Here is a 16,065-nt window from a genome sequence, read left to right as displayed (position 1 = left end):
GGACCCGCAGCCTTGGGGAAGGGTGCGGACAGACAGGGACAGACAGGACGAGGAGCGGTGCCATGCGGGCCGCCTATGCATGTGAGCCGGAGGCCGCTCGGGGGCGGCTCTACCCGGAAGAGGAAAGCGCGCACCGGTCGTGCTTTCAACGCGATCGCGACCGGATCATCCATTGCAGCGCCTTCCGGCGGCTCAAGCACAAGACGCAGGTCTTCGTCGAGCACGAGGGTGATTTCTACCGCACGCGGCTGACCCACTCGATCGAGGTGGCGCAGGTGGCGCGCACCATCGCCAATGCGCTCGGGTTGAACACCGACCTGACCGAGGCGGTCGCCCTGGCCCATGACCTGGGTCACACGCCGTTCGGCCATACCGGCGAGGATGCGCTGGACGCGCTGATGCAGCCCTATGGCGGGTTCGACCACAATGCCCAGACCCTGCGCATCGTCACCTCGCTGGAGCGGCATTATGCCGAGTTCGACGGGCTGAACCTGACATGGGACACGCTCGAGGGGATCGCCAAGCACAATGGCCCGGTGACCGGCACCATCCCCTATGCGCTGGCCGAATATGACGCGCGCCATGACCTGGAACTGCACACCCATGCCAGCGCCGAGGCGCAGGTCGCCGCACTCTCCGACGATATCGCCTACAACAACCACGACCTGCATGACGGGCTGCGCGCGGGGCTCTTCGACGAGGCGCGGACCGCGCAGCTGCCCATCGTGTCCCAGGCCTATGCCGAGGTGGATGACCGCTATCCCGGGCTCGACCCCTATAGGCGCCGGCACGAGGCGCTGCGCCGGGTCTTCGGCATCATGGTCACCGATCTGATCACCACCTCGCGCGAGGCACTCGAAGGCTCGGGTGCGGGCTCGGCGCAGGAGGTGCGCGCGCTCGGCCGGCCGGTCATCGCCTTCTCGGACCGGCTGCGCGCCGAGTTGCAGGAGATCCGGGGCTTCCTCTTTGCCAACATGTACCGCGCGCCCAGCGTGATGGCGCAGCGCGAGCGGGTGACCCGCGCGGTCGAGGAACTCTTCCCGATCTACATGGCCGACCCGACGCTGCTGCCGCGGCGCTGGCAGGGCGATGTGGCCGAGGCCAAGGGCGAGACGGCGCTGGCGCGCCTGGTGGCCGATTACATCGCCGGCATGACCGACCGTTTCGCCTTGCAGAGCCACGCGGCGTTGACCGGGCGGCCGGTCCTTGCCGGGCACGGGGCCAACTGACTCCCGCCGCGCGCCCGGCCGTGGCATATCTGCCCCGTGCAGCGGGGGGCAGGGATGTTCGCAGCTTCGAGATTTCGCGACCGGACCGCCGTGATCGCCGGGGCCGGCCATCCGCTGGGCGCGTCGCTCTGCCTGCGGCTGGCGGGGTTCGGCGCCACGGTGGTGGCGCTGGACCGGGACGAGGAGGCGCTGATCGCGCTGGCGCGACAAGCCCCCGACCGGATCGAGCCGCTGGCCTTGCGCCCCGGGCGGCGCGACGTGCTGACGCTGCTGGGCGAGGCCTGGGGCGCGACACCGCTCGATCTGCTGATCGACCTTCTGCCCATGACCTCCCTGACCGCCGGGGAGCGGCCCGGCGCGGCCTTGGCGCGCAGCGCAGGCCTGGTCCGGGCGCTTCTGCACGGCATCCGGCAGGGCAGCGCGCAGGTGGTGATGGCGGTGCCGCGCCCCGAGCGGCCGGGTGATGCCGACACGCAGGCCCGGGCTGCGGCGCATGTCACCCTGGTGCAGCGTTGCGCGCCGGCCTGCCGGCCGGGCCGCGTTGCGGGGCTGGGCCTGCCGCTGCGCACCGACTGGTCGCAACAGGCGCTTCTCTCGGCCGGCGATCTGGCCCTGATGCTCTGCCACCCGGTCTCGCGCGGGCTGCAGGGCGGCAGCGTGGTCGACTGGGCGCAGCCGTCGCGCTAGGTATCGCGCGACAGGCGCGGCGGGCGTGCCGCGAAACGGACGGGAAGGCAGGGACATGGCGACAGCAGAGACCGCGGGGCTGGACCCCGTGCTGGCCTTTTCGCTGGTGGGCGCGCTGGGCGTGGGCAGCCAGTGGCTGGCCTGGCGGCTGCGCCTGCCGGCCATCGTGCTGATGCTGGCGGCCGGGCTGATCATCGGCCCGCTGACCGGCATCCTCGACCCGCGCACCCAGTTCGGGGGCATGCTGGAGCCGATGATCGCCGTGGCCGTGGCCATCATCCTCTTCGAGGGCGGGCTGACGCTGCACCTGCGCTCGCTGTCGGACGCCGCCACGGGGGTGCGCCGGCTGGTGCTGATCGGTGCGCCGCTTGGCTGGCTGGCCTCGACCGGCGCGCTGCATTTCGTGGCCGGGCTCAGCCTCGAGGCCTCGGCCGTGTTCGGCGGCATCATGATCGTCACCGGTCCCACGGTGATCGCGCCGCTGCTGCGGCAGGCAAGGCTGGCGCGGCGTCCCGCCCAGCTGCTGCAATGGGAGGCGATCGTCAACGATCCCGTCGGCGCGCTGGCCGCGGTGCTGGCCTTCGAGGTGGTGATCGTGCTTCAGACCGCCACGAGCGCGGCACATGCCATCCAGCAGCTGGCGCTGGGCATCACCGTGGCCACGGTGCTGGGGCTGGCCGCGGGCTGGGGGCTGGTGCGGGCCTTCCGGCAGGCGCATGTGCCCGAGTTCATGAAGGTGCCGGTGCTGTTCGTGCTGGTCCTGTCGGTCTTCGCGCTGGCCGATTCGGTGCTGCATGAAAGCGGGCTGCTGGCAGTCACGATCATGGGGCTGTGGATCGCCAATTCCAGCCTGCCCAGCTTTGTCGAGCTGCGCCGTTTCAAGGAACATGCCACGATCCTGCTGGTCTCGGGCGTGTTCATCCTGCTGGCCGCGGGGATGAGCCTCGACGTGCTGCGCACGCTGGACTGGCGCGCGGCGGTCTTCGTGGCGGTGGTGATCCTCGTGGCGCGGCCGCTGCCGGTGCTGATCGCGCTGGCGGTGACCAATGTCGCCTGGCGCGAGCGGCTGCTGGTCGCCTTTACCGGGCCGCGCGGCGTGGTGCTGGTCGCGGTGGCGGGGCTCTTCGGCGAGCGGCTGGTGCAGATCGGCATCGAGGATGCTGACCGCGTGGCGCCGCTGGCCTTCGCGCTGGTGGCCGCGACCGTGGTGCTGCACGGCTTCACCCTGACGCCCATGGCGCGCTGGCTGGGGCTGGTGGCCTCGCGCAAGCCGGGGGTGCTGATCCTGGGCGGGTCGCGCTGGGCGGTGGCGCTGGGCGAGACGCTGAGCACGCTCGACCTGCCGGTGCTGATCGCCGATCCCAACCACGCGCATCTGCGCGCCGCGCGGGCGGCGGGGCTGGACACGTTCTTCGGTGACATCCTGTCCGAGAGCGCCGAGCACCGGCTGAACCACGTGGCCTATGAAAAGCTGATCTGCGCCACCGACAATGATGCCTACAACACGCTGGTGGCCACCGACATGGCGCCCGAGTTCGGCCGCGAGAACGTCTTCCAGGTCAAGCGCGTGCAGCAGTCGAGCACGCGCCACGCGCTGCCGCCCACGCTGGGCGGCCAGCCGATCGGGGCGGGCGAGACCTTCTTCGAGGCCAATGCGCGGCTCGCCGAGGGCTGGGAGTTCCGGGTGACCGAGCTGTCGGAGGAGTTCACGCTGGAGCGCTGGCGCGAGACCCATCCCGAAGCGGTGCCGGTGGCGGATCTCGGCCCGAACGGGACGCTGCGCCTGCTGGGCCCCGAGACGCCGGTCAAGGAGACCGCCGGCACGCGCGTCGTGGCGCTGATGCCGGCGCGCCCCGAGCGCGCCGCGGGCCAGGCCTGAGCGGGAGGGGCTGCGCCGCCGGGTTTGCTTGGGAGGGGACGGCCGGCTTGCGCCGGCCGTGTCGCCTCCGGCGGGAGTATTTGTCGGAAAGATGAAAGGGGCGCCCGGTTTGACCTTGCCGGAGGGCATGGTAGAGGGGGCGCCGATCCTCAGGAGCTATCCCGCATGAACCTGTTCTCCGATATCCGCGCGCTGGTCATCGCCTCGATCGAGGCGTTGCAGGCCGAGGGCGCGCTGCCCGAGGGGCTGACCCTCGACCCGGTCACCACCGAGCCGCCGCGCGATCCCGCGCACGGCGACATGGCCACCAATGCCGCGATGGTGCTGGCCAAGCCCGCCCGCGCCAAGCCGCGCGACATCGCCGAGGCGCTGGCCGCCAAGCTGCGCGCCGATGACCGCATCGCCTCGGCCGAGGTGGCGGGGCCGGGCTTTCTGAACCTGCGGCTGGCGCCGGCGGTCTGGCAGGCGCTGGCCACGGCGATCCTGCGGCAGGGCGACAGCTATGGCCGCTCCGAGATGGGGAAGGGCACGCGGGTCAATGTCGAATATGTCTCGGCCAACCCGACGGGGCCGATGCATGTGGGCCATGCGCGCGGCGCCATCGTGGGCGATGCCATGGCCTCGCTTCTGGCCTATGCGGGCTATGACGTGACGCGTGAATACTACATCAACGATGGCGGCGCGCAGGTCGACGTGCTGGCCCGCTCGGTCTACCTGCGCTACCTTGAAGCGCATGGCCGCGAGGTGGAGTTTGCCGACGGCACCTATCCGGGCGACTACCTCGTGCCGGTGGGCCAGGCGCTGAAGGAGAAGGTGGGCGACGCCTACCTGGACCAGGGCGAGGCGGTCTGGCTGTCCGAGGTGCGCAGCTTTGCCACCGAGGCGATGATGGCGCTGATCCGTGACGACCTGGCGGCGCTGGGTGTGCACATGGATCACTTCTTCTCGGAGAAGAGCCTTTACGGCACGGGCCGGATCGAATCCGCGATCAAGGATCTGGACGACAAGGGGCTGATCTATCGCGGCACGCTGGAGCCGCCCAAGGGCAAGACGCCCGAGGACTGGGAGCCGCGCGAGCAGACGCTGTTCCGCTCGACCGCGCATGGCGACGACGTGGATCGGCCGATCATGAAATCGGATGGCAGCTGGACCTATTTCGCGCCTGACATCGCCTATCACTACGACAAGGTCAGCCGCGGTTTCGACATGCTGATCGACATCTTCGGTGCCGATCACGGCGGCTATGTCAAGCGCATGAAGGCCGCGGTCAGCGCGCTGTCGGACGGGGCGGTGCCGCTGGACATCAAGCTGATCCAGCTGGTCAAGCTCTACAAGAACGGCGAGCCCTTCAAGATGTCCAAGCGCGCCGGCACTTTCGTGACGCTGCGCGACGTGGTCGACATGGTCGGCGCCGACGTGGCGCGGTTCCACATGCTGACGCGCAAGCCCGACGCGGCGCTGGATTTCGACTTCGACAAGGTGGTCGAGCAGTCCAAGGAGAACCCGGTCTTCTACGTGCAATATGCCCACGCCCGGATCTGCTCGGTGCTGCGCAAGGCGGGTGCCGACGGGGTCGACGTGAGCGATGCGGCCCTGGCCGGGGTGACGCCCGACATGGGCCACGAGGCCGAGCGCGCGCTGGCCGCCAAGCTGGCCGACTGGCCGCGTCAGGTCGAGATCGCCGCACGCACGCATGAGCCGCACCGCATCGCCACCTACCTGTCGGAGCTGGCGGCGGAACTGCACGGGCTGTGGAACCGCGGCAATGACGCGCCCGAGCTGCGCTTCTTGCAGGAGGATGCGGAAGCCTCGCAGCGGAAAATCGTGCTGGCCCGGGCCGTTTCCATTGTCATTTCCGCCGGTCTTGGTATCTTGGGCGTGACCCCGGTGGAAGAAATGCGCTGAAGACGCTGTTCCGCCGGCGGGCACAGGCAGGCGCGCAGGCGGAATATCGGGCGGAACATGAACGGGCGCGGCGCGCCCGGTCCCATCCCATCCAACTTTCTCGCGCGCGGTGACAGACGAGCGGTTTTCCGGTCGGCCCCGTGCCGTCCGGACGAGAGAGGCAGAGATGGCGGATTTCACCTATGAGGGGGGCGACATGCCCCCTGCTCCGGGAAAGGTTGCGTCCCTGACCAACTGGATCGGCGCGGCGGCTTCGCTGGCGCTGGTCGCGGGCGTGGGGGTCTGGGGCTACGGCGTGGTATCGCGCGATGTCAGCGGCGTGCCGGTGGTGCAGGCCATGGGCGGGCCGATGCGCGTCGCCCCCGAGGATCCCGGCGGCCAGCTGGCCGAGAATACCGGGCTGGCGGTCAATACCGTGGCCGGCAGCGGCGCGACCGCGCCGCCGCCCGACCGTCTGGTTCTGGCGCCGCAGCCCTCGGGCCTGGCCGAGGAGGACGTGGCCGCGGGCACGCTGAGCCCGCGCGAAGACCCGCCAATGCAGACCTCGCTGGCCGAGCAGGCCGAGATCATGGAGGTCGACCCGCCCTTCGAGCTGGCCGAGGACGAGGATCCGATCCAGGCGCTGGCCAACCAGCTGGCCGCCGGTGCGGCGCCACTGTCCGAGCTGGCCCCGGGCGAGGACAAGCCCGTGGTCACCGAGCTGGCCGAACCGGTGGAGGCAGAGCCCGAGGCGGCGCCGCGGCCGCTGGTCGATGCCAATGGCGCGCTCAACCGATCGCTGCGGCCACGTCCGCGCCCCGCGGGGCTGGGCACGCAGGTGGCCGCCGCGGGCGAGCTGCCGCTGCCCTCGACGGTCAGTGTCGGCGCGCGCGAGATCGACGCGGACACGCTCGATCCCGGCACGCGGCTGGTGCAGATCGGCGCCTTTGACAGCCCCGAGACCGCGCGCTCGGAATGGGACCGGCTGGAGGGGCGCTTCGGCGAATATCTCGAAGGCAAGGACCGGGTGATCCAGCGGGCCAATTCCGGCGGCCGGGTGTTCTACCGGCTGCGCGCGCATGGCTTTGCCGATCTCTCCGATGCACGGCGTTTCTGTGCGGCCTTCGTGGCGCAGAATGTCGATTGCATCCCGGTGGTGACCCGCTGATGCGGTTCGGCGCGGCGATCCTCGGTGTCGCGGGGCCGCGCCTGACCCCGGAGGAGGCGGCGCTCTTTGCCGAGACGCAGCCTTTCGGTTTCATCCTGTTCGACCGCAACCTCGAGGCGCCCGAGCAGATCCGCGCGCTCTGCGACGCGCTGCGCGACAGCGTGGGCCGCGAGGCGCCGATCCTGATCGACCAGGAGGGCGGGCGCGTGCAGCGCCTGCGCCCGCCGCTGGCGCGGACCTGGCAGCCACCGCTGGACGAGGCCGCGCGGTTCGGGGAGACCGCGCCCGAGGCGATGCGGCTGCGCTACCGGATCATCGCGCAGGAGCTGCGCGCGCTCGGCATCGACACGAACTGCGTGCCCACGCTGGACATCGCGCGCCCCGACACCCATCCCGTGCTGCGCAACCGCTGCCTGGGCGAGAGCCTGTCGCAGGTGGTGACGCTGGGCCGCGCGGTGGTCGAGGGCACGGCGCTGGGAGGCGTGCTGCCGGTGATGAAACACATGCCGGGCCACGGGCTGGGCACGCTGGACAGCCATCTCGACCTGCCGCGCGTCACGGCCCCGCGCGAGGCGCTGGAAGAGACGGATTTCGCCGCCTTCCGCGCGCTGGCCGACCTGCCGCTGGGCATGTCCGCGCATCTCGTCTTCGAGGCGATCGACCCGCGCCCGGCCACGGTGTCCGAGGTGATGATCGGGCTCATCCGCGACCGGATCGGCTTTACGGGCCTGCTGATGACCGATGACATCTCGATGCAGGCGCTGTCGGGCACGGTGCCCGAGCGCGGGGTCGCGGCGCTGCAGGCGGGCTGCGACGCGGTGCTGCACTGCAACGGGGATCTCGGCGAGATGACTGCGCTGATGGCGCGGGTGGGCGAGATGACCCCGGCCGCGCAGGCCCGGGCCGAGGCGGCGCTGGCCCGCCGGCCGCAGCCCGACCCGGTTGACATCGCGTCGCTGAGTGCAGAGTTTGAAGCGCTTCTGACCCGCGCTGCCCATGACCGACGCCGATAATTCTTCCGAGCCCATCTCTGTCACCGACCGGCTGGCCGCCGAGGCGCTGGTGGTGGATGTGGACGGCTTCGAGGGGCCGCTGGACCTGCTGCTCAACATGGCGCGTACGCAGAAGGTGGACCTGCGCAAGATCTCGGTGCTGGCGCTGGCGCAGCAATACCTCGCCTTCGTCGAGAAGGCCAAGGCGCTGCGTATCGAGCTTGCGGCCGACTACCTGGTGATGGCGGCCTGGCTGGCCTTCTTGAAATCGCGCCTGCTGCTGCCGCCCGACCCGACCGAGGAGGGCCCGTCGGGCGAGGACCTGGCCGCGCACCTGGCCTTTCAGCTGGAGCGGCTGCAGGCCATGCGCGAGGCCGCCGCCCGGCTGATGGCGCGCGACCGGCTGGGGCGCGACTTCTTTGCCCGCGGCCTGCCCGAACGGATGGAGCGGGTGCGGAAGGTGCAATACACCGCCACGCTGCTGGACCTGATGCAGGCCTATTCGCGGATCCGCACGCGGGACGATTTCCGCCCCTTCGTGATGGATCGCGACAGCGTCTTCACCATGGAACAGGCGCTGGACCGGATGCGCGGCATGATCGGCTTTGCCGGGCAATGGACCGACATCCAGTCCTACCTGCCCGAGGGCTGGGACGAGGACCCGGTGCGCTGGCGCTCGGCCACTGCGGCGACCTTTGCCGCCTCGCTGGAGCTGGTCAAGGAGGGCCGGGCCGAGCTGCGCCAGTCCGAGACCTTCGCCCCGATCGAGCTGCGCCGGAAGGAGCACCCGCGTGACTGAGCCGAGCGCCGACAGCCCGCAGCGCCCCCCGCGCGACAGCCTGTTCGAGGCCCCGCCCATGGGCGAGCAGGAGCGCATGGTCGAAGCGATCCTCTTTGCCACGGCCGAACCGGTCACCGTGCGCGAGCTGGAATCGCGTATGCCGCATGGCTGCGACCCGGCCGAGGCGCTGGCCCATCTGCGCAAGCGCTACGAGGGCCGCGGCGTGCATCTTGTCCGGGTGGGCGATGCCTGGGCGATGCGCACCGCGCCCGACCTGGGCTTCCTGATGAGCCGCGAGACGGTGGAGACGCGCAAGCTGTCGCGCGCCGCGATCGAGACGCTGGCCATCATCGCCTATCACCAGCCCGTCACCCGCGCCGAGATCGAGGAGATCCGCGGCGTGTCGGTGTCGCGCGGCACGGTGGACCAGCTGATCGAGATGGAGTGGATCCGCTTCGGGCGCCGCCGCATGACGCCGGGCCGGCCGGTGACCTTCGTGGTCACCGAGGGGTTCCTCGATCATTTCGGGCTGGAGAACGCGCGCGACCTGCCGGGCTTGGCCGAGCTGCGCGCCGCGGGGCTGCTGGACAACCGCCCCTCGCCGCTGGGCACGTCGCACTCCGACGAGGACGACCCCGATGCCGAGGAGGCCGGCAGCGCGGACCAGAGCGAGCTTTTCGAAGACTAGGCGGGATGCCCGAAAACCGGCACATTTCCCGCTATACTGTCGGCAAACCCAAGGAGGCCGCAGATGAACGCGAACCAGATCGTCAACATGATCACCCGCATGGTGATGCGCAAGCTGGTCAACAAGGGGGTGGATGCCGGGATCCGGCACGCCTCGGGCGGCGGTGCGAAGGGTCGCAAGGGCAAGGGGCCCAAGGCCGCGCGCCACGCCAAGAAGGCCGCGCGCATGGCGCAGCGCATGGGCCGGTTCTAGGCGCTTACCCGTCCGGGGCGTCCGCGCTTCGGAAATGCTTGGACAGTTTCAGCCCCTGTCCCTGGTAGTTCGAGGCGATCCCCGCGCCGTAAAGCTGTCGGGGCAGCTCGGACATACGCTCATAGACCAGCCGACCCACGGTCTGGCCATGCTCCAGCACGAAGGGCGCCTCGTGGCAGCGCACCTCCAACACGCCACGCGCCCCCGCACCGCCGGCGGCGGCGTGGCCGAAACCGGGATCGAAGAAGCCCGCGTAATGGACCCGGAACTCGCCCACCATGGCGAGGTAGGGCGCCATCTCGGCGGCGTATCCGGGCGGGATATGCACCGCCTCGCGGCTGACGAGGATGTAGAAGGCGCCCGGGTCCAGCACCAGTTGCCGGCGGTCGCTGTGCAGCGGGTCCCAGAACTCGGCCGGATCATAGACACCGATCCGGTCGAGATCGATCACCCCGGTATGCGGCTTGGCGCGCCAGCCCACCAGCCCGCCGGGGCCGGGGCTGAGATCGACCGAAAAGCCCAGCCCCTCGGAGATCACCGCCGGCCCGCCGGCGACCAGCGTCTGCGCGTCATGCAGGGCGGCCAGCTCGGCATCGTCCAGCACCGAGCGTCCGCGGCGAAAGCGGATCTGGTTCAGCCGCATCCCCGGCCGCACCAGCACCGAGAAGGAGCGCGGGCAGATCTCGGCATAAAGCGGGCCGTCATAGCCTTGCGCGATGCGGTCGAACTCGGTCCCGCCATCGGTGATGACGCGGGTCAAGAGGTCGAGCCGGCCGGTCGAGCTCTTGGCATTGGCGATGGCGTGGATGTCGGCGGGCAGGGACAGCGCCTCCATCAGCGGGACGACATAGACGCAGCCCTTTTCCAGCACCGCGCCTTGAGCCAGGTCGACGCGGTGCATCTCGAACTCGGCCACGCGGTCGGCCACACTGCGCCCCACGCCGGCCAGGAAAGAGGCCCGCACCCGGTAGGCCACCGTGCCCAGCCGCAGATCGAGGCTGGCCGGCTGGACCTGTCCCTCGACCGGTGGGGTGTCGGTGCGGATCGCGCGGCGCTGCAGCAGCGCCTCGATCTGGTGGCTGGCAAGCACGCCCGTCATCTGGATCTCCTTGCGGGCGCGGCCGCTCAGACCATCATTTCCTTGGTCGCCGACAGGGTCACGTCGGGGTAGTCGCGCTCGACCCGGTCGATATCCCATTGCAGCCGCGTCAGGTAGACCACGTCGCCATCATGGTCATAGCTGATATGCTGCTTGTTGGCGTTGATGAATTTCTCGACCGCCTGCTTGTCGCCCGCGACCCAGCGGGCCGAGGTGAACTGGCTGGAGTCAAAACGCACCGGCAGGCCGTATTCCAGCTCGATCCGGCTGCCCAGCACCTCGAATTGCAGCGCACCCACCACGCCCACGATGAAGCCCGAGCCGATCATCGGCTTGAAGACCTTGGCTGCGCCTTCCTCGGCGAATTGCATCAGCGCCTTTTCCAAGTGCTTGGCCTTCATCGGGTCGCCCGCGCGCACGCCCTGCAACAGTTCGGGCGCGAAGGAGGGGATGCCGGTGGCCTTCAGCGCCTCGCCCTCGGTCAGCGTGTCGCCGATGCGCAGCTGCCCGTGGTTGGGGATGCCGATGATGTCGCCGGCCCAGGCCTCTTCGGCCAGCTCGCGGTCGCTGGCGAGAAACAGCACCGGGGCCGAGATGGTCATGGGCTTTTTCGTCCGCACATGGGTCAGCTTCATGCCGCGGTTGAAATGCCCCGAGGCCAGCCGGACAAAGGCCACGCGGTCGCGATGCTTGGGGTCCATGTTCGCCTGAACCTTGAAGACGAAGCCGCAGACCTTTGACTCTTCAGGGGAAACCTGCCGCGGCGAGGCGGGCTGCGGCTGCGGTTCCGGCCCGTAGATGCCGATGCCCTCCATCAGCTCCTTGACCCCGAAGGAGTTGATCGCCGAGCCGAACCAGATCGGCGTCATGTGACCCTCCAGCACCGATTGCGGGTCGAGCGCGGGCAGCAGCTCGCGCGCCATCTCGACCTCTTCGCGCAGCTGTTCCAGCAGGTGGGCGGGGACGTGCTTGTCCAGCGTGGGGTCGTCCAGCCCGTCGATCCGGATCGACTCCGCCACCACGTTGCGGTCGGCGCGGTCCATCAGCTCCAGCCGGTCGTTCAGCATGTCGTAGCAGCCCAGGAAATCGCGCCCCATGCCGATGGGCCAGCTGGCCGGCGTCACGTCGATGGCCAGGTTCTCCTGGATCTCGTCGATGATCTCGAACGTGTCGCGCGCCTCGCGGTCCATCTTGTTGCAGAAGGTCAGGATCGGCAGGTCGCGCAGGCGGCAGACCTCGAACAGCTTGCGGGTCTGGCTTTCCACGCCCTTGGCGCCGTCGATCACCATCACCGCCGCGTCCACGGCGGTCAGCGTGCGATAGGTGTCTTCCGAGAAGTCGCTGTGGCCCGGCGTGTCGACAAGGTTGAAGCGGAAGCTGCGGTCCTTGCTGGCAAAATCGAAGGACATGGCCGAGGCCGAGACCGAGATACCGCGGTCCTTTTCCATCTGCATGAAGTCCGAGCGGGTGCGCCGCGCCTCGCCCTTGGCGCGGACCTGGCCGGCCATCTGGATCGCGCCGCCATAGAGCAGGAATTTCTCGGTCAGCGTCGTCTTGCCCGCATCCGGGTGCGAGATGATCGCGAAGGTGCGGCGCCGGGCGATCTCGGCAGGCAGGTCGGGGCGGTTGGGGGCAATGTCCAGCATGGCCGCGGATATAGGCGGGGCCGGGAAATGGCGCAAGCGCCGAGCTTTGTCTTGCCCCTGTCACGAAGTCGGGGCATGATGAGAACATAAATGGAACATTTTCAGGGAGGACGGATATGGATTTCATGACACTTGCCAATGCGCTGGTCGCCGGCTGCCGCGAGGGGCGCGAGAAGGAGAATCTCGACAAGCTTTATGCCGCGGATGCCGTCTCGGTCGAGGCGATGGCCATGGAGGAGGGCGGCAGCCGCGAGACGCACGGGCTTGACGGGATCAAGGGCAAACATGCCTGGTGGGACGCCAATTTCGAGGTGCTGGAGGGCATGATCAGCGATCCGTTCCCGCATGGCGATGACCGGTTCGCCGTGATCTTCGACATGAAGGCGAAGAACACGCAGACCGGCGAGGTCAGCGAGATGAAGGAGGTCGCCGTCTACCACGTGGCCGATGGCAAGATCGTCCGCGAGGAGTTCTTCTACGGCATGTAGGCACGGCAAGTAGGCGTCGAGTCCGGCTCTAGCCGGCCGAGGATTTGCGCAGCAGCTCGGCCACACCCGGCCGGGCCAGCAGCCCTTCCTGCACCTCCAGCGCGCGGTGATCGCTCTTGCGGTGATCGGGCAGCAGCGCGGCCAGGTGGTCGTCCAGGTCCTCGGGCAGGGCGGCACGGGTGCGCGAATCGATCAGCAGGGATTCCGCGGCGATCCCCTCGGCATAGATGATCTGGTGCGCGTCGAAGAGCATCTGGTAATAGTCCACGAACCCGCCCGGCACGGTCCGGATCCGGTCGCCATCGACCAGGTGGCGCGCACGGACCAGCAGCTCGGCCCGGCCGGCGCCCAGACGGTCCTCGCGCTGGTAGATGAACAGCCGGTGATCGGGGCTGACCAGCAGGTCGCGGCTGTTGTTGAGCACGCCGGTCCGGATGCAGATCGGGGCGAAGGCGCCGGTGGCCCGCGTCGTGTGCCGCCCGATCCAGCGGATCGGCTGCGCGCCGTCATCGCGGGTCAGCACGCGGTCGCCGGGGCGCAGATCCTCGACCGCGCGCTGCGCGCCGTCCGCCATGGTGATCAGCGTGCCCCCGGTGAAGGAGACGCAGGCGATCTGCGCCACCCGCTGCAGCGCGGTGTCGCGCGACAGCCCGACCAGCGCATAATCGGCGCTGGGATGCAGCGCGGCCAGCGGCAGCGCATAGACCGCGCGGATATCGCCCGCGACATCGGTCTCGACCAGCACGACGCATTCCGTGGTCTCACCGGTGCCCGACATGAAGGTCAGGCAGCAATCGAGATGCAGATCCGCGCCCGGCGCCCCCATCGGGCTGTCCGCGGCGATGCGGAAGGGCGGCGTGGCGCGCGTCTCGACGCGCAGCGGCGCCGGTGCGGCCAGCGGCGAGAGGCGGTAAAGATCGTCGGGCACCAGCTCCTCGGCAATGCCCAGCGGATCGCCGAGGTTGGCGCCGTTCACGACGCGCAGCCCCTCGGCGCGGTAGACATGGAAGGTGTGCGCGGAACGGTGCGGATCCGGTGTGGGCATGAGGGGCAAACCTGTCCTTCGGGCGCGCCGCGGGCGGGCGCGATGCTGCAAGGCACTGTATCGCGGGTTGTATGGCAAGGGAATGTGTCATCAAATGGCCGCCGATCCGGCGATTTGCCGGCCGCGCCGCGGCCGGGCCGGAGAACAGGACAATGCGCGGCCCGGGGCGGCCGCCGGAAGGAAGGAAGACCGTCATGGATCTGGGGATTCGCGGAAAACGGGCGCTGGTCTGCGCCTCGTCCAAGGGGCTGGGCCGGGGCTGCGCCGAGGCGCTGGCCGAGGCCGGGGTCGACCTGGTGATGAATGCGCGCGGCGCCGAGGCGCTGGAAGCCACGGCAGAAGAGATCCGCGGCCGGTTCCAGGTCAGCGTCAAGACGGTGCCGGCCGATATCGTCTCGGAAGAGGGCCGCGCCGAGGTGCTGGAGGCAGCCGGCGACGTGGACATCCTGGTGACCAATGCGGGCGGCCCGCCGCCGGGCCTGTGGCAGGATTGGGGACGCGAGGATTTCCTCGCCGCGCTGGACGCCAACATGCTGACGCCGATCGCGCTGATGACCGCGCTGATGCCGGCGATGATCGACAAGGGCTGGGGCCGGGTGGTCAACATCACCTCGCAATCGGTCAAGGCGCCCATCGCGGTGCTGGGCCTGTCCAACACCGCGCGCACGGGGCTGACGGGCTATGTCGCCGGCACCGCGCGGCAGGTGGCGCCGCAGGGGGTGATCGTGAACAACCTGCTGCCGGGGATCCATGCCACGGACCGGGCGCTGTCGCTCGATACGGGCGTGGCCGAGCAGGAGGGAATCTCGCTCGACGCGGCGCGCGCGAAACGCGAGGCGACCATTCCGGCGCGCCGCTACGGCACGCGCGAGGAGTTCGGCCAGATGTGCGCCTTTCTCTGTTCCCGACATGCGGGATTCATCGTCGGCCAGAACATCCTGCTGGACGGTGGCGCGACGAATGCCACGCTGTGACCGGGTCGGGGCCGGGCAAAAATCGTGCACGATTTTTGCAAATTTCTTTGTAAGAAATTTCCGCGGGCGGGATCGTCGGAGCCTATCCTCGCATGGCGCGCGGGCCTGACGGGGCGGGCGGCGGGGCCGGGGTCTCGCTGGCCGACCAGCTGTTCAATGCCGAGACGGTCGGGGACCTGGCGCGCGAACACGCTGTCCTGCCGGGCTTCGATCCGGAGGCCTTCCTTCGCGCGGTGATGGCCGGTCTGCCCGGGCGGCCCCTTCTGGCCCGGCTGGACTGGATTGCGGATTGCCTCGAGCCCTACCTGCCGCAGGCCTTTTCCGAAATGGCGGAGGCGCTGGAGGCTGCCATGCCGCCGCCGCTGGATCCGGCGCGCCGGGACGGGGATTTCGGTCGGTTCATCCACGCGGTGCCGGGCGTGCTGGCCGTGCGGCACGGGTTGGAGGAGCATCGCGAGCGCGCGCTCGACCTGCTGCACGCGGCCACGCAGCGGTTCTCCATGGAATATTACATCCGGCCCTTCCTCGATCGCTGGCCGGAGGACACGCTGGCGCGGCTGGAGAGGTGGTGCGACGATCCCAACTACCATGTTCGCCGGCTGGTGAGCGAGGGCACGCGGCCGCGCCTGCCCTGGGCGCGGGACATCACGCTCGACCCGCGCGTGCCGCTGCGCTTTCTCGACCGGTTGCACGCCGATCCGACGCGCTATGTCACTCGCTCGGTCGCCAATCACATGAACGACCTGTCCAAGATCCTGCCCGACACGGTGCTGGCCCATCTTGCCGACTGGCAGGCGCAGGGGCGGCAGGCGCCGGAGGAGCTGGCCTGGATCACCCGGCACAGCCTGCGCACCGCGGTCAAACGCGGCGAGCGGGGCGCGCTGGATTTCCTCGGCTACCGCGCGGGCGGGGTGCGTGCGGCACTGACGATCAAGACACCATTCGTGCCGGTGGGGAACGCGCTTGTCTTTGCCGTCACGCTGGAGGCAGAGCGGGCGCTGCCGGTGATGGTCGACTATCGCCTGCGCTTTCACCGTCCCGGGCGGGATCCGGCCGAGAAGGTGTTCAAGCTGAAGACGGCCGAGCTGTCGCCCGGCGCGCCGCTGACCCTGACCAAGCGGCACCGGATGAAGGGCGATGCCACGACCTTCCGCCTGCATCCCGGGCCGCATGGCGTGGTGGTGCAGGTCAACGGGGTCGATGTCGCGCAGGCTGGGTTCGACCTCGTTTCGCCGCCGGAGGGCTGAGCGCGG

The 16,065-nt window shown here is 69.7% G+C and carries 15 protein-coding genes; 12 read left to right on the top strand and 3 right to left on the bottom strand.

The features are described from left to right. Positions 1-62: 62 nt before the first annotated feature. The 9 genes from AVJ23_RS04760 to AVJ23_RS04720 all read left to right on the top strand — a co-directional run bounded on the left by AVJ23_RS04760 (position 63) and on the right by AVJ23_RS04720 (position 9,560). The gene (locus tag AVJ23_RS04760; RefSeq protein ID WP_058861014.1) at positions 63-1,229 is read left to right on the top strand and encodes a deoxyguanosinetriphosphate triphosphohydrolase; all 1,167 of its coding nucleotides are present in this window, start codon (positions 63-65) and stop codon (positions 1,227-1,229) included. 54 nt (positions 1,230-1,283) lie between these two features. Then, a complete protein-coding gene (locus AVJ23_RS22590; protein ID WP_157772613.1) occupies positions 1,284-1,916 on the top strand; it encodes an SDR family oxidoreductase in 633 nt (210 codons plus the stop codon). A gap of 55 nt (positions 1,917-1,971) precedes the next feature. Continuing rightward, the gene (locus AVJ23_RS04750) at positions 1,972-3,795 is read left to right on the top strand and encodes a cation:proton antiporter (protein ID WP_058861012.1); all 1,824 of its coding nucleotides are present in this window, start codon (positions 1,972-1,974) and stop codon (positions 3,793-3,795) included. A 165-nt stretch (positions 3,796-3,960) separates the two neighbouring features. After that, complete coding sequence (gene argS / locus AVJ23_RS04745; protein WP_058861011.1) at positions 3,961-5,700, top strand: arginine--tRNA ligase; 1,740 nt, start codon at positions 3,961-3,963, stop codon at positions 5,698-5,700. 166 nt (positions 5,701-5,866) lie between these two features. Beyond that, positions 5,867-6,847 (top strand): SPOR domain-containing protein, encoded by a 981-nt coding sequence (locus AVJ23_RS04740; RefSeq protein WP_058861010.1) that lies wholly within the window; start codon positions 5,867-5,869, stop codon positions 6,845-6,847. After that, entirely contained in the window at positions 6,847-7,860 is a 1,014-nt protein-coding gene (locus AVJ23_RS04735; protein ID WP_058861009.1) for a glycoside hydrolase family 3 N-terminal domain-containing protein, read from the top strand. Before AVJ23_RS04740 ends, AVJ23_RS04735 begins: the two co-directional genes overlap by 1 nt. Next, a complete protein-coding gene (locus tag AVJ23_RS04730; RefSeq protein ID WP_058861008.1) occupies positions 7,844-8,638 on the top strand; it encodes a segregation and condensation protein A in 795 nt (264 codons plus the stop codon). Before AVJ23_RS04735 ends, AVJ23_RS04730 begins: the two co-directional genes overlap by 17 nt. Before the next feature lie 58 nt (positions 8,639-8,696). Beyond that, a complete protein-coding gene (gene scpB / locus AVJ23_RS04725; RefSeq protein WP_058861258.1) occupies positions 8,697-9,308 on the top strand; it encodes an SMC-Scp complex subunit ScpB in 612 nt (203 codons plus the stop codon). 63 nt (positions 9,309-9,371) lie between these two features. Next, a complete protein-coding gene (locus tag AVJ23_RS04720; RefSeq protein ID WP_058861007.1) occupies positions 9,372-9,560 on the top strand; it encodes a hypothetical protein in 189 nt (62 codons plus the stop codon). Positions 9,561-9,564: 4 nt separating this feature from the next. On the opposite strand, the gene AVJ23_RS04715 is transcribed toward AVJ23_RS04720, so the two are convergent. Beyond that, positions 9,565-10,659 carry a 2'-deoxycytidine 5'-triphosphate deaminase gene (locus AVJ23_RS04715; protein WP_058861006.1) on the bottom strand — a complete coding sequence of 365 codons (1,095 nt, stop codon included), beginning with the start codon at positions 10,657-10,659 and terminating at the stop codon, positions 9,565-9,567. A 26-nt stretch (positions 10,660-10,685) separates the two neighbouring features. Continuing rightward, positions 10,686-12,305 carry a peptide chain release factor 3 gene (locus tag AVJ23_RS04710; protein WP_058861005.1) on the bottom strand — a complete coding sequence of 540 codons (1,620 nt, stop codon included), beginning with the start codon at positions 12,303-12,305 and terminating at the stop codon, positions 10,686-10,688. A gap of 116 nt (positions 12,306-12,421) precedes the next feature. Between AVJ23_RS04710 and AVJ23_RS04705 the strand changes: the two genes are divergently transcribed. Beyond that, complete coding sequence (locus AVJ23_RS04705; RefSeq protein WP_058861004.1) at positions 12,422-12,793, top strand: nuclear transport factor 2 family protein; 372 nt, start codon at positions 12,422-12,424, stop codon at positions 12,791-12,793. A 28-nt stretch (positions 12,794-12,821) separates the two neighbouring features. On the opposite strand, the gene AVJ23_RS04700 is transcribed toward AVJ23_RS04705, so the two are convergent. Further along, on the bottom strand, positions 12,822-13,838 hold the full coding sequence (locus tag AVJ23_RS04700; RefSeq protein ID WP_084794295.1) for a Hint domain-containing protein: 1,017 nt from the start codon (positions 13,836-13,838) through the stop codon (positions 12,822-12,824). A gap of 194 nt (positions 13,839-14,032) precedes the next feature. Here AVJ23_RS04700 and AVJ23_RS04695 point away from each other — a divergent pair, with 194 nt between their 5' ends. Both AVJ23_RS04695 and AVJ23_RS04690 read left to right on the top strand, forming a co-directional pair. Next, a complete protein-coding gene (locus tag AVJ23_RS04695) occupies positions 14,033-14,812 on the top strand; it encodes an SDR family oxidoreductase (RefSeq protein ID WP_058861003.1) in 780 nt (259 codons plus the stop codon). Positions 14,813-14,904: 92 nt separating this feature from the next. Continuing rightward, on the top strand, positions 14,905-16,059 hold the full coding sequence (locus AVJ23_RS04690) for a YhaZ family DNA alkylation repair protein (protein ID WP_058861002.1): 1,155 nt from the start codon (positions 14,905-14,907) through the stop codon (positions 16,057-16,059). The last annotated feature ends 6 nt before the right edge of the window (positions 16,060-16,065 follow it).

Origin of the sequence: Pseudoponticoccus marisrubri, from assembly GCF_001482405.1 — a bacterium.
Taxonomy (GTDB): domain Bacteria; phylum Pseudomonadota; class Alphaproteobacteria; order Rhodobacterales; family Rhodobacteraceae; genus Pseudoponticoccus; species Pseudoponticoccus marisrubri.
Note: the sequence above shows the minus strand (reverse complement) of the source record. Positions and strands in the feature narration are given on the sequence as shown.

Bases quoted from the DNA above. Each gene is read 5' to 3' on its own strand.
- AVJ23_RS04740 (WP_058861010.1), top strand. From the start codon at position 5,867: ATGGCGGATTTCACCTATGAGGGGGGCGACATGCCCCCTGCTCCGGGA.
- AVJ23_RS04720 (WP_058861007.1), top strand. From the start codon at position 9,372: ATGAACGCGAACCAGATCGTCAACATGATCACCCGCATGGTGATGCGC.
- AVJ23_RS04715 (WP_058861006.1), bottom strand. From the start codon at position 10,659: ATGACGGGCGTGCTTGCCAGCCACCAGATCGAGGCGCTGCTGCAGCGC.
- AVJ23_RS04760 (WP_058861014.1), top strand. From the start codon at position 63: ATGCGGGCCGCCTATGCATGTGAGCCGGAGGCCGCTCGGGGGCGGCTC.
- AVJ23_RS04690 (WP_058861002.1), top strand. From the start codon at position 14,905: ATGGCGCGCGGGCCTGACGGGGCGGGCGGCGGGGCCGGGGTCTCGCTG.
- AVJ23_RS04750 (WP_058861012.1), top strand. From the start codon at position 1,972: ATGGCGACAGCAGAGACCGCGGGGCTGGACCCCGTGCTGGCCTTTTCG.
- argS (WP_058861011.1), top strand. From the start codon at position 3,961: ATGAACCTGTTCTCCGATATCCGCGCGCTGGTCATCGCCTCGATCGAG.
- AVJ23_RS04695 (WP_058861003.1), top strand. From the start codon at position 14,033: ATGGATCTGGGGATTCGCGGAAAACGGGCGCTGGTCTGCGCCTCGTCC.
- AVJ23_RS04710 (WP_058861005.1), bottom strand. From the start codon at position 12,305: ATGCTGGACATTGCCCCCAACCGCCCCGACCTGCCTGCCGAGATCGCC.
- AVJ23_RS04705 (WP_058861004.1), top strand. From the start codon at position 12,422: ATGGATTTCATGACACTTGCCAATGCGCTGGTCGCCGGCTGCCGCGAG.
- AVJ23_RS04730 (WP_058861008.1), top strand. From the start codon at position 7,844: ATGACCGACGCCGATAATTCTTCCGAGCCCATCTCTGTCACCGACCGG.
- scpB (WP_058861258.1), top strand. From the start codon at position 8,697: ATGGGCGAGCAGGAGCGCATGGTCGAAGCGATCCTCTTTGCCACGGCC.
- AVJ23_RS22590 (WP_157772613.1), top strand. From the start codon at position 1,284: ATGTTCGCAGCTTCGAGATTTCGCGACCGGACCGCCGTGATCGCCGGG.
- AVJ23_RS04700 (WP_084794295.1), bottom strand. From the start codon at position 13,838: ATGCCCACACCGGATCCGCACCGTTCCGCGCACACCTTCCATGTCTAC.
- AVJ23_RS04735 (WP_058861009.1), top strand. From the start codon at position 6,847: ATGCGGTTCGGCGCGGCGATCCTCGGTGTCGCGGGGCCGCGCCTGACC.